The sequence below is a fragment of the Sulfitobacter sp. S190 genome (assembly GCF_025141935.1).
GTDB lineage: Bacteria > Pseudomonadota > Alphaproteobacteria > Rhodobacterales > Rhodobacteraceae > Sulfitobacter.
The window spans coordinates 1,673,668-1,685,709 of sequence record NZ_CP081120.1 but is presented as its reverse complement, the minus strand read 5'-3'; the positions used below and the strand labels follow the sequence as shown (position 1 = coordinate 1,685,709).

General features: G+C 58.2%; 15 protein-coding genes. 11 read left to right on the top strand and 4 right to left on the bottom strand.

The window, feature by feature from the left end; translation table 11 throughout:
- Positions 1-181 precede the first annotated feature (181 nt).
- From K3756_RS08590 to K3756_RS08575, 4 genes are all read right to left on the bottom strand, one after another.
- On the bottom strand, positions 182-1,396 hold the full coding sequence (locus K3756_RS08590; RefSeq protein ID WP_259993391.1) for an NADP-dependent isocitrate dehydrogenase: 1,215 nt from the start codon (positions 1,394-1,396) through the stop codon (positions 182-184).
- Positions 1,397-1,461: 65 nt separating this feature from the next.
- Positions 1,462-2,049, bottom strand: coding sequence for an HD family hydrolase (locus K3756_RS08585; RefSeq protein WP_259993389.1), 588 nt, complete (start codon positions 2,047-2,049; stop codon positions 1,462-1,464).
- Complete coding sequence (locus tag K3756_RS08580; RefSeq protein WP_259993388.1) at positions 2,046-2,282, bottom strand: hypothetical protein; 237 nt, start codon at positions 2,280-2,282, stop codon at positions 2,046-2,048. The genes K3756_RS08585 and K3756_RS08580 overlap by 4 nt, the downstream gene beginning before the upstream one ends.
- Positions 2,282-2,935 carry an alpha/beta hydrolase gene (locus K3756_RS08575; protein WP_259993387.1) on the bottom strand — a complete coding sequence of 218 codons (654 nt, stop codon included), beginning with the start codon at positions 2,933-2,935 and terminating at the stop codon, positions 2,282-2,284. Before K3756_RS08575 ends, K3756_RS08580 begins: the two co-directional genes overlap by 1 nt.
- 169 nt (positions 2,936-3,104) lie before the next feature.
- Here K3756_RS08575 and K3756_RS08570 point away from each other — a divergent pair, with 169 nt between their 5' ends.
- From K3756_RS08570 to K3756_RS08520, 11 genes are all read left to right on the top strand, one after another.
- On the top strand, positions 3,105-3,563 hold the full coding sequence (locus K3756_RS08570) for an Rrf2 family transcriptional regulator (RefSeq protein WP_259993386.1): 459 nt from the start codon (positions 3,105-3,107) through the stop codon (positions 3,561-3,563).
- A gap of 79 nt (positions 3,564-3,642) precedes the next feature.
- The gene (locus tag K3756_RS08565) at positions 3,643-4,821 is read left to right on the top strand and encodes a cysteine desulfurase family protein (RefSeq protein ID WP_259993382.1); all 1,179 of its coding nucleotides are present in this window, start codon (positions 3,643-3,645) and stop codon (positions 4,819-4,821) included.
- A 25-nt stretch (positions 4,822-4,846) separates the two neighbouring features.
- Positions 4,847-6,364, top strand: a complete 1,518-nt coding sequence (gene sufB, locus K3756_RS08560) for a Fe-S cluster assembly protein SufB (protein ID WP_259993381.1) — start codon at positions 4,847-4,849, stop codon at positions 6,362-6,364.
- On the top strand, positions 6,364-6,537 hold the full coding sequence (locus K3756_RS08555) for a hypothetical protein (protein WP_259993380.1): 174 nt from the start codon (positions 6,364-6,366) through the stop codon (positions 6,535-6,537). Before sufB ends, K3756_RS08555 begins: the two co-directional genes overlap by 1 nt.
- Positions 6,534-6,848 carry a heavy metal-binding domain-containing protein gene (locus tag K3756_RS08550; protein WP_259993379.1) on the top strand — a complete coding sequence of 105 codons (315 nt, stop codon included), beginning with the start codon at positions 6,534-6,536 and terminating at the stop codon, positions 6,846-6,848. Before K3756_RS08555 ends, K3756_RS08550 begins: the two co-directional genes overlap by 4 nt.
- Positions 6,845-7,651 (top strand): polysaccharide pyruvyl transferase family protein, encoded by an 807-nt coding sequence (locus K3756_RS08545; RefSeq protein WP_259993378.1) that lies wholly within the window; start codon positions 6,845-6,847, stop codon positions 7,649-7,651. The genes K3756_RS08550 and K3756_RS08545 overlap by 4 nt, the downstream gene beginning before the upstream one ends.
- A gap of 18 nt (positions 7,652-7,669) precedes the next feature.
- On the top strand, positions 7,670-8,425 hold the full coding sequence (sufC, locus tag K3756_RS08540) for a Fe-S cluster assembly ATPase SufC (protein ID WP_259993377.1): 756 nt from the start codon (positions 7,670-7,672) through the stop codon (positions 8,423-8,425).
- A complete protein-coding gene (gene sufD / locus K3756_RS08535) occupies positions 8,425-9,705 on the top strand; it encodes a Fe-S cluster assembly protein SufD (RefSeq protein WP_259993376.1) in 1,281 nt (426 codons plus the stop codon). Before sufC ends, sufD begins: the two co-directional genes overlap by 1 nt.
- Positions 9,681-10,190: a YIP1 family protein gene (locus K3756_RS08530; protein WP_259993373.1), complete on the top strand. Its 510-nt coding sequence runs from the start codon at positions 9,681-9,683 to the stop codon at positions 10,188-10,190. Before sufD ends, K3756_RS08530 begins: the two co-directional genes overlap by 25 nt.
- Positions 10,187-10,780, top strand: coding sequence for a Yip1 family protein (locus K3756_RS08525; RefSeq protein ID WP_259993372.1), 594 nt, complete (start codon positions 10,187-10,189; stop codon positions 10,778-10,780). The genes K3756_RS08530 and K3756_RS08525 overlap by 4 nt, the downstream gene beginning before the upstream one ends.
- Positions 10,773-11,993, top strand: a complete 1,221-nt coding sequence (locus tag K3756_RS08520) for a cysteine desulfurase (RefSeq protein WP_259993371.1) — start codon at positions 10,773-10,775, stop codon at positions 11,991-11,993. Before K3756_RS08525 ends, K3756_RS08520 begins: the two co-directional genes overlap by 8 nt.
- The last annotated feature ends 49 nt before the right edge of the window (positions 11,994-12,042 follow it).

Genomic DNA, 12,042 nt, shown 5'->3' with positions numbered 1-12,042 from the left:
ACTCTACCGGCCTGCAATGGTTCCCCATCACCTGTTAAAATAGGTCGATCAGTAGTTTAGGCATGCACGCGGGCATCAGCATAATTGCTCGCAGATTTCCACCCTTTGACCAAACAGGCACAGCGAAAGCATAGGGTGAAGGCCGCCCGAAAGCGGCCTCTATCCCGGCAGTATCCGGTATTTACCCCTTGAGCGCCTTGCCGAGGTTTTCATCGACCTTTTCCAAGAAGCCCATCGTCGTCAGCCACCCTTGATCAGGCCCGACGAGCAGCGCGAGATCTTTTGTCATGTGCCCGCTCTCTACGGTGCTCACGACAGTCTGCTCCAGCGTTTCGGCAAAGTTGATCAGAGGAGTGTTTTCATCAAGCTTTCCGCGATGCCGCAGGGCGCCGGTCCAAGCATAGATCGATGCAATCGAGTTCGTCGACGTCTCTTCTCCGGCCTGATGCTGGCGGTAATGCCGCGTCACGGTACCGTGGGCGGCCTCGGCCTCCACTGTCTTGCCATCCGGTGTCATCAGAACGGACGTCATGAGGCCCAAACTGCCGAAACCCTGCGCAACAGTGTCGGACTGCACGTCGCCATCATAGTTCTTGCATGCCCAGACGAAGCCGCCGTTCCATTTCATCGCGCAGGCGACCATGTCATCAATCAAGCGGTGCTCGTAGGTGATGCCCGCTTCCTCGAAACGGTCCTTGAATTCGGCGTCGAAAATCTCCTGAAAGAGTTCCAGAAAACGGCCATCATATTGCTTGAGGATCGTGTTCTTAGTGGAGAGATAGACGGGCCAGCCTTTTGTCAGGCCGTAGTTGAAAGAGGCGCGTGCAAAGTCGATGATCGATTTGTCGAGGTTGTACATTGCCATGACAACACCGCTGTCGGGCGCGTCGAAAACCTCTTCTTCGATTTCGGTGCCGTCTTCGCCGACGAATTTAATCGTCAGCTTCCCTTTGCCGGGGAACTTGAAGTCGGTCGCGCGATACTGATCGCCAAAAGCATGGCGTCCGACCACAATGGGCCGCGTCCAACCGGGGACCAAACGCGGTACGTTGCGGCAAATGATCGGTTCGCGAAAAATCACACCGCCCAGAATGTTGCGGATGGTGCCATTGGGACTGCGCCACATTTTCTTGAGGCCGAATTCCTCGACCCGTGCCTCGTCCGGCGTGATCGTGGCACATTTTACCCCGACACCGTGCTCCTTGATCGCGTGGGCCGCGTCGATGGTAATTTGGTCTTCCGTTTCGTCGCGGGCCTCGATCCCGAGATCGTAGTACTTCAGATCAACATCAAGATAGGGCGTGATCAGCTTCTTCTTGATGAAATCCCACATGATGCGGGTCATTTCATCACCGTCGAGTTCGACGATGGGATTGTCCACTTTGATCTTTGTCATGGCTGTTCTCCGGCTACGGGCGTTTGATTTCGGTTGGGCGGGCGAAGGGTTTCGACCGCGGCGCATTAAGGGCGCGTGCGGGCGGCGAAAAACGTGGCAATCCGATCCTTTGCGTAGGACCAAAGGGCAGGCGCGCCTATCTCGATCTTGGTCCCGACACGCTGGGCGATCATTTCCTCGCTGACATTGAAGTCGGTCCAGCTACCACCACCGGACGCAAGGTTTTGCATTGGCGGCTGAAACCGGTCGAGCGATTTGGCAAATTGGGCTGTCGGCGTTTGCGCCGCTTCGAACTCTTCCCAGATCGGGCGCAGGCTCTGGTGCAGATCGTCGGGCAGCAGTCCGAAAATGCGATCAGCCGCTGCCTTTTCCTGCGCAGCCATCGCTGTTGCATCGTAGTCACCGAAAATCGGATTGTCGCCTGCGTCAATCTCGACGAGATCATGCAGGATCAACATCCGCAACACGCGATTGATATCGACATCGGGTCCCGCCTGATCGGCGAGCACAAGTGCATAGAGGGTCAAATGCCAGCTGTGTTCTGCCGAATTCTCGTACCGCGAATTGTCGGTCAACTCGGTGGCACGGACAATTGTCTTGAGCTTGTCCGCTTCGGTCAGAAACGCAATCTGTTGGTCCAGCCGTGTGGTCATTCAGACTGGCTCTCCCGGAACGACTTGAGCTTTTGGGCGAGAAAGCCGCGGCCCTTCTGTTCGGCCATCCGGGTGCGAATGGCCGTCAGGAACGCTTCCTCAAGCGTCTGGGACGACGCACCAAGGACATCGCCCACTTCCATGAACAGCCTGTCCTCGCCGGTTTCCTTCTGCACGGCGAGACATTCTTCGGCCAGCTTGTTGGCCATCGCGGTGACGTGTTCGTCTGCCATCAGCGGGTGTTTTCCGTCAGGCGGCGCCGGACGTAGCCCGTCGTGGTGTCGATCAACGTATCCATGTACGGCTCCTTGAAGAAGTGGTCCGCACCCTCGACCTCTTCATGGGTGATCGTGATGCCTTTTTGCTCGTGCAATTTGCCAACGAGATTGACGGTGTCAGAGGGCGGCGCCACGCGGTCTGCCTTTCCGTTGATGATCAAACCGGACGCAGGGCAGGGCGCGAGAAAGCTGAAATCATACATGTTCGCAGGGGGCGAGACAGAGATGAAGCCAGTGATCTCGGGCCTGCGCATCAACAGCTGCATACCGATCCACGCCCCAAAGCTGAAACCCGCGACCCAGCAGTGTTTGGAATTGTTGTTCATCGATTGCAGGTAATCGAGTGCCGACGCGGCATCCGAAAGCTCGCCCACGCCCTGATCGTACTCGCCCTGGCTGCGGCCCACGCCGCGGAAATTGAACCGCAGGACAGTGAATCCCATGTTGTAGAAGGCGTAGTGCAGATTGTAGACGACCTTGTGATTCATCGTGCCGCCGAACTGCGGGTGCGGGTGCAAAACGATGGCGATCGGCGCGTCACGTTCCTTTTGTGGGTGATAGCGCCCCTCAAGGCGACCTTCGGGTCCGGGAAAAATGACCTCGGGCATGGAATGACTTCTCAATCGGGTTCTTTTGGTCGCGACAATCTTGACGAATTTCGTCGGATACCTTAGAACGGTTCTAATCTTGGGTCGACCCCGTGCCGACCGTCCACAGGATGTAGGCATTTCGGCCGTGCGCGTCAAACAAAAGACCGCCGCCCGCAGGAGTTAGAGCATGAAGCTGTCAACAAAGGGGCGCTATGCCATGGTTGCGCTGGCCGATATTGCGCTGCAGCCAGAGGGCCAGCTGGTGTCGTTGGGTGATATTGCCGAGCGCCAGCAGGTCTCTTTGCCCTATCTGGAGCAGCTTTTTGTGAAGTTGCGGCGGGCAGAACTTGTGAGTTCCGTGCGCGGCCCCGGTGGCGGGTACAGACTGGCCAAGCCCGCATCCGAAATCCGTGTGGTCGACATCCTGTCGGCTGTCGATGAGACCGTTGACGCGATGCACAAAGGCGCTGGCGCGTCAGGCGGGTTGTCGGGCAGCCGTGCGCAGTCGCTCACAAACCGCCTTTGGCAGGGGTTGTCGGCGCATGTCTATGTTTTCCTGCACCAGACCCGTTTGTCCGACGTGATAAGCAACCAGATGACGCCCTGTCCCGCTGTGCCGAACCTTTTTGCGGTTGTGGACGAGTGAAGCGGTTTTCGCGGATATCCTTTTTCGGGGATGAGGGACGCTGTCCCTCAAACTCCCTGGAGTTTAGGGGCAAGATGAAATGAGCCGCGTCTATCTGGACCATAATGCGACCACACCGCTGAGGGCGGAGGCCCGGCAGGCGATGATGGGCGCTATGGACGTGGTCGGGAACCCGTCGTCGGTGCATGCAGAAGGGCGCGCGGCCAAGGGGGTTGTCGAAAAGGCCCGGGCGCAGGTTGCCGAACTGGTTGGCTGCAAGGTGCAGCAGGTGATTTTCACGTCAAGTGCCACTGAAGCCGCGGCATTGGCCGTGGCCCAGAAGGCGCGACATGGCGGCGTTTTTGCAGCCTTACCGACCGAACACGATTGTTTGCGCGTCTGGAGCGATCATGAGATGGGCTCGCTTTACGATCGGATGGGCTTGCCGTTATCACAAGGGGTGGCGGCGCTTAGGAACTTTGTGCTCGAACGCGCAGCAGATACAGCGCGGGCGGGCCGCGGGCCGGCCGCATTGCTTGCGCTTTCGGCTGCGAACAGTGAGACGGGCATTCTGGCCCAGGACGGCCTTGTTGTTGGCAGTGGGCAGATGAATGCGACCGCGGACAGCTCTGTGCCATATTCCGTTGTTTGCGACATCACACAGCTCGCCGGTAAGATGTCGGTACACTATGGCAGCGAGACTCCGTCCTACGCGATTTTATCCGCACATAAGATTGGTGGTCCCAAAGGCGTTGGCGCATTGATCAACTTCACCGCAGACGATCCGGAGCCGGTGTTGCGGGGCGGGGGGCAGGAGATGAACCGCCGTTCGGGAACGGAGAACGTCGTCGGGATCGCGGGATTTGGTGCTGCTGCACAGGCGGCGCACCGGGATGTTGTCGCAGGGCGGTGGGACGATGTGGCGCAACTTAGAAATATTCTAGAAAACGCTATTGCGGCTGCCTCAAACAAGACTATTTTTGTCGGGAAAGACGTTGCACGTCTTCCCAATACCAGTTGCATGCTGACCCCCGGATGGAAGGGCGAGACGCAGGTGATGCAGATGGATCTGGCAGGGTTTGCGATTTCCGCCGGTTCTGCCTGCTCAAGCGGGAAGGTAAAGGCCAGCACCGTCCTGACCGCCATGGGGTTCGATGCCGTGGATGCAGCGAGTGCGGTGCGTGTATCGCTGGGGCTGGAGACGACAGAGGAAGACGTGCTGCGTTTTGCCGATGCATGGGCAGCGAAATGGACGAAACATCACGCGCGCGCCGCATGAGCCGCGCCGACGAGGGGAAAGCGAAATGAGCTTGGACGAACAGGTCAAAGACGGTGTCGATCAGGAAACGGTAGATGCGGTGCGTGAAGTCGGCGGTGCATACAAGCACGGCTGGTCCACCGACATCGAGATGGAATATGCGCCCAAGGGGCTGACGCCCGATATCGTGAAGCTGATCTCGGAAAAGAACGACGAGCCCGCGTGGATGACCGAATGGCGTCTGGGCGCCTACGACCGCTGGCTGCAAATGAAAGAGCCCGATTGGGCAATGGTCGATTATCCCGAAATCGATTTTCAGGACCAGTACTACTACGCGCGGCCCAAATCGATGGCGGTCAAACCCAAGTCGCTGGACGAGGTGGACCCGAAACTGCTGGCAACCTACGCAAAGCTGGGGATTCCGCTCAAGGAGCAGGCGATCCTGGCTGGTGTTGAAGGTGCCGAGGAGATGGACGATGCCCCCCGCAAGGTGGCCGTCGATGCGGTGTTTGATTCCGTTTCGGTCGGCACGACCTTTCAGGAAGAGTTGAAGAAGGCCGGCGTGATTTTCTGCTCGATTTCCGAAGCGATCAAGGAGCACCCCGAACTGGTCAAGAAATACCTCGGATCTGTCGTTCCGGTTCAGGACAATTTCTATGCAACGCTTAACTCGGCGGTCTTCTCCGATGGGTCGTTCGTTTATGTGCCGCCGGGCGTGCGCTGTCCGATGGAACTGTCGACATATTTCCGCATCAACGCTGAAAACACTGGCCAATTCGAGCGGACGCTGATCATCGCCGACAAGGGTTCCTACGTCAGCTATCTAGAAGGATGCACAGCCCCGCAGCGTGATGAAAGCCAGCTGCATGCCGCGGTTGTCGAGATTGTCATCGAGGAAGACGCCGAGGTGAAATATTCCACGGTTCAGAACTGGTATCCCGGCGATGAAAACGGAAAAGGCGGGATCTACAACTTCGTGACCAAACGGGCCGATTGCCGGGGTGACCGGGCCAAGGTGATGTGGACGCAGGTGGAAACCGGCTCTGCCGTGACTTGGAAGTACCCGTCTTGCATCCTTCGCGGCGATGATAGCCAGGGCGAGTTTTACTCCATTGCCATCGCCAACAACATGCAGCAGGCCGACACCGGCACGAAAATGGTGCATCTGGGCAAAAACACCAAGTCGCGCATCGTGTCCAAGGGGATCAGCGCGGGCAAGGCGCAGAACACCTATCGCGGGCTGGTCTCGATGCACCCCAAGGCCAAGGAAAGCCGCAACTATACGCAGTGTGACAGCCTGCTGATCGGTGACAAATGCGGGGCACACACGGTGCCCTACATCGAGGTGAAGAACAACTCGAGCCGGGTAGAGCATGAGGCGACGACGTCCAAGGTGGACGACGATCAGCTGTTCTACTGCCGTTCGCGCGGGATGGACGAGGAGGAAGCGGTGGCGCTGGTCGTCAACGGTTTCTGCAAGGATGTGCTGCAGGCGCTGCCGATGGAGTTCGCGATGGAAGCGCAAGCGCTGGTGGCAATCTCGCTCGAAGGCTCTGTGGGCTGATGACGGCGATCAAGTCGGCAGCAATCGCAACGGTCCTGTTTTTCCTGCTGTCGCTGGTGGTCAACATCAGCGGTGAAACGATGACGGAAAAAGTGACCGGCGCGTTGCTGTTCGGCGTGATCTATACGGTCATCGGGCTGGCGATCGATTACTTCAAGAAGGTGCGTAAATGATCCTCACCACAACCAACACTATCGAGGGTAAGACCATCACCTCCTACAACGGTATTGTCGTGGGCGAGGCGATCATGGGTGCCAATATCGTGCGCGATCTGTTCGCCCGCGTCACCGATATTGTCGGTGGCCGGTCGGGTCAGTACGAGAACAAACTACGTGACGCCCGTGAGGCCGCAATGCAGGAGATGCGCGAAGAATGCGCGCGGGTGGGCGGTGACGCGGTGGTCGGCATCGATATCGATTACGAGATCATTTCAGACAGCATGATGATGGTTTCCGTCTCTGGCACTTCGGTGACACTGGAATGAAGGATTTGACAGGACTTGAGCCGCTCCGCCTTCACTGGTGGCGCGAAAAGCCGAATTTTGGTGATGCGATCAATCCGCTGGTTGTCGGTCATATCGCCAGCAGACCTGTGGTTCATGCGGGCCCGCGCAAAGCCGACATGCTGGCGATCGGATCGATGATCCAGGTCGTGAAGCGCACACACAAGACGCCGCGCGATGATGGCAGCAAAATCACCGTATGGGGCAGTGGGTTGCTCAACCCTGTCTTCGGTCACGATTTTCTCGACCACGTTGACCTCGCCCTCGTGCGCGGACCGATCACCGCCGCCTTGCTCAAGCGCGAAATGACGCAATTTGGCGATCCGGGTCTGCTGATCGACACCGTTCTGCCCTGCGACCGTCCCAGCACCGACCGGATCGGTGTTGTGCCGCATATTTCGATGATGGGCACACTGGCGCTGGAGACGATGCTGGCGTCTGACCCGGCACTTACGCTGATCGATCCGCGTGGGGACGCAGCGGATGTCTGCCTGCAAATCGCATCATGTGCGCAGATCGTATCGGCATCACTGCATGGCCTTATCATCGCCGATGCCTACGGCGTGCCTAACACATGGCTTTACCCGCAAGGGCAAAGCTGGCTCAAGTATCACGACTACGCTGCCTCCATCGGGCGGCGCGATATGACACACCCGATCACTCTGGACGAGGCGCGTGACGCGCGTCCCGGAGAGATTGCCTACACCGACGGGATCGAGGCCGCGCGTGCTGCGCTGCGGTCGAGCTTTCCCGCACATCTGAAATCAAGCGCCCTGCGCGCCTAACGAAAAAGGACTAGCACCATGCTGAGTATCAAGGACCTCGCGGTCAAACTGGAAGACGAAGACAAGCAAATTCTCAAAGGCGTGAACCTTGAGGTAGAGGCGGGCAAGGTGCACGCAATTATGGGCCCGAACGGGTCAGGTAAATCGACCCTGTCATACGTTCTTTCAGGCAAGGACGGCTATGAGGTCACCGGTGGTGAGGCGTCTTTGGAAGGCGAAGACATACTGGAGATGGAACCCGAAGAGCGCGCCGCGGCGGGCCTGTTTCTGGCTTTCCAGTATCCGGTCGAAATTCCCGGTGTCGGCAACATGACGTTTCTGCGCACGGCTGTGAATGCCCAACGCAAAGCCCGCGGCGAAGATGAGATGTCTGCCGCCGACTTCCTGAAAGTTGTGCGCGCCAAGGCGAAAGAGCTGAAGATCGATGCCGATATGCTGAAGCGTCCGGTCAACATGGGCTTTTCCGGCGGGGAAAAGAAACGCAACGAGATTTTGCAGATGGCGATGCTCGAGCCAAAGATGTGCATTCTGGATGAAACAGACTCAGGTCTCGATGTGGACGCGATGAAACTGGTGGCGGAAGGCGTCAATGCGCTGCGCTCGGAGGGGCGTGGCTTTCTGGTCATCACGCACTACCAGCGCCTGCTCGACCACATAAAACCCGATGTCGTCCATATCATGGCGGACGGGCGCATCGTCAAAACCGGTGGTCCCGAACTGGCATTGGAAGTCGAAAACAACGGCTATGCAGACATCCTGAGCGAGGTGGTGTAATGGCGATACCTGCTGCGAAAATGGATGCGACGGAGGCGATGATCGGCACATTGTCGATGCCGGATGCAACGTGGGCAAAACCCGCACGCGACGATGCGTTGGCGCGGGTGCGCGCCATGGGCTTGCCGCTTCGCCGTGACGAATACTGGAAATACACGCGCCCCGATACGCTGACGCAAGCGACGCCCGAACCAGCCGCGGTTTTTCACAACGATGAAGCGCCGATGTTCGATGCAGTCGACCGGTTAAAGGTCGTTTTCGTGGACGGTGTTTTTGACGCAGAGGCGTCCGACGACCTGAGCCTCGAGGGCATCAGCATCGAAAGGCTCGCAGCTGCGGACAGTGATCTGCATTGGGCGACCAATCTGTACGGCGTTCTGGAAACACGCGGTCAGATACCGGTAGAACGCCCCTTGGCCGCTCTTAATACCGCCTTCGCCACGGACGGTGTACTGATCCATGTGACGGGCAAGGTCAGCAAGCCGGTAAATCTGATTTATCGACACAATTCAGATACTTCTGACGCGATTCTACACCACTGCATCAAACTGGACGCGGGCGCCGAGATGACTTTGCTTGAGAACGGGCCCGCGGCGGCACGCTTCAACAAGGTCATGGAAGTGGACGTGGCCGATGACGCATCATTCCACCATGTCCGCGCACAGGGGCGCGATCACGAGCGCCGCGCCGCAACGCATATCTTTGCCCGTCTCGGCCATCAGAGCGCCTTCCGCAGCTTTACGCTCACGGTCAATGGTGTGCTGACGCGCAATGATTGCGTGATCGAATTTACGGGCGACGACGCGCTCGCGCATGTCGCCGGAGCCTGCGTCGGTGATGGCGACTTTCACCATGACGACACGGTTTTTATCACCCACGATGCGGTAAACTGCGAGAGCCGCCAGGTGTTCAAGAAGGTGCTGCGCAACGGTGCAACCGGCGTTTTCCAGGGCAAGATCCTGGTAAAGGCAGGCGCACAGAAAACCGACGGGTATCAGATCAGCCAATCTTTGCTGCTCGATGAGGACAGCCAGTTCCTCGCCAAGCCCGAACTGGAAATCTACGCCGATGATGTCGCGTGTTCACACGGTTCGACATCGGGCGCGATTGACGAGACAGCGCTGTTTTATCTGCGCTCGCGTGGTGTTCCGGCGGCCGAAGCAACCGATCTGCTCACGCTGGCCTTTCTGGCCGAGGCGGTTGAGGAAATCGCCCAAGAAGAACTGCGCGATGACATAAACGACCGCATGGCGGCTTGGCTGACGCGGCACCGCAGCTGATGTCGCTGACGTCGGATATCATGGGGACTTACAGGGCACCGGGGCGCATTCAGTCCCGGTTTCTTGCCCAGGGGCGCAACGAGGTCCGTGCGCTTTTGTTTTTGCTGATCGCGGGCGTGTTGATGTTTGTCGCGGCAACCCCTTATCAGGCGCGCGAGGCTGAGCTGCGACCGGACGTGCCTTTGATTGCGCGGCTGTATTGGAGCGCGTTCCTGTATATCTTTATCATGCCGTTGCTCGTGTACGCATTCGCAGCGCTGATTTGGCTGCTGTCGCGCATCGCGCGCCGCAACATCAGTGGGTTTCAGATCAGGTTTACGCTGATCTGGTCGTTGTTGGCCACCGCTCCGGTCTTTTTGCTGCTGGGCCTCGTGGCCGGTTTCATCGGGCAGGGCGTGCAATTGCAAATGGTCGGATTGATCTGGCTGGCGGTATTCGGATGGTTCTGGGCAAAGGGCCTTCTGGCCGCGGATGGAACCGCATGATGGATCTTGCTTTTCTCACCGATTTGGCCATGGAAACCCTGCGCGCACCACGCAGTGCGGCGGAGCGTATCATCGGTCTTTATCTCGACCGGACGACGCTTTGGACCGCGCTGGCGCTCTGCAGCGTGCTGTACATTCTGTCGATCGCGCTGACGACCCTTCAAGGGCCACGAGTCGCAGAGCTGCCGCAGTTTTTCTACGAGCCTTTGATCTTCTTCTTCTTGTGGACCGGGTTGCTGGTTCTGGCGGTCCACGCACTTTACTGGACCGCGCGCACGATGGGCGGAGAGGGCGATTTCGGTGATCTTCTTGCCGTCATGACATGGTTGCAGGCCATGCGTGTGGCCGCGCAGGTGATCCTGACCGTTCTCGCCCTTGTATCCCCGATACTTGCGCTGCTGTTTTCCGCCGCCGCAGGTGTGATCGGCTTCTGGATCATGCTTAATTTCATCACGGTCTCGATGCGCCTTCCGTCCAATTTCCACAGTCTCGGCGTGCTTGTGCTGGCGATTGTCGGTCTGTTTTTTGGTATAATTATTCTGGGCGGGGTCGTTGGCCTCGCGACCCTCGGAGTTCCCGCAAATGTATGATGTTGCCGCGATCCGCGCCGATTTCCCGATCCTCAGCCGCGAAGTCAACGGCAAGCCGCTCGTTTACCTCGATAACGGCGCTTCTGCGCAAAAGCCGCAGGTCGTGATCGACGCTATCAATCAGGCCTATTCGCATGAATACGCCAATGTGCACCGTGGATTGCATTATCTGTCGAACCTGGCGACCGACAAATACGAAGCCGTGCGCGGCAAGGTCGCAAATTTCCTCGGCGCCGGCTCCGAAGACGAGATCATCTTCAATTCAGGCACCACCGAAGCCATCAACATGGTTGCCTACGGTTGGGCGATGCCGCGCATGCAGGCGGGCGATGAAATCATTCTGAGTGTGATGGAGCATCACGCCAACATCGTGCCGTGGCATTTCCTGCGCGAACGCATGGGCGTGAAGCTCGTCTGGGTGGATGTGGACAGTACAGGCGCGCTGGACCCGCAAGCGGTGATCGACGCGATGACCCCCCGCACCAAATTGATCGCAATTACCCACCTTTCCAATGTGTTGGGAACGGTTGTTGATGTGAAATCAATTACCTCTGCGGCACATGAACAGGGCGTTGCGGTCCTTGTGGACGGCAGCCAGAGCGCGGTTCACATGCCGGTTGATGTCTCCGATATCGGGTGCGATTTCTACTGCATAACGGGTCACAAATTGTACGGGCCGTCCGGGTCAGGTGCAATCTACGCCAAGGCCGAGCGGCAAGCCGAAATGCGCCCGTTTATCGGTGGTGGCGACATGATCCGCGAAGTCACGAAGGACGGGGTTGTCTACAATGACCCCCCGATGAAGTTCGAAGCGGGTACACCGGGCATCGTGCAGACAATCGGATTGGGTGTGGCGCTCGATTATATGACCGGCGTCGGAATGCAGCAGATCCACGACTACGAAAACACGCTGCGCGACTATGCTGTGGATCGGCTCTCGGGTCTGAACTGGGTGCAGGTGCAGGGAACAACCCCCGACAAAGGCGCAATTTTCAGCTTCACGCTCGACGGCGCGGCGCACGCCCATGACGTCTCGACCATTCTCGACAAGAAAGGCGTGGCAGTGCGCGCGGGCCAACATTGTACAGGTCCGCTGATGGAGCACCTCGGTCTCAATGCAACCTGCCGTGCATCTTTTGGGATGTATAATACCAAGGACGAAATCGACACGTGGATCGAAGCGCTGGAGCTTGCCCACGAGTTGTTTGCCTGACGCGCATTTTGCAATTGCAGGAGCAATGTAGGGCGACTATACCAGCCCA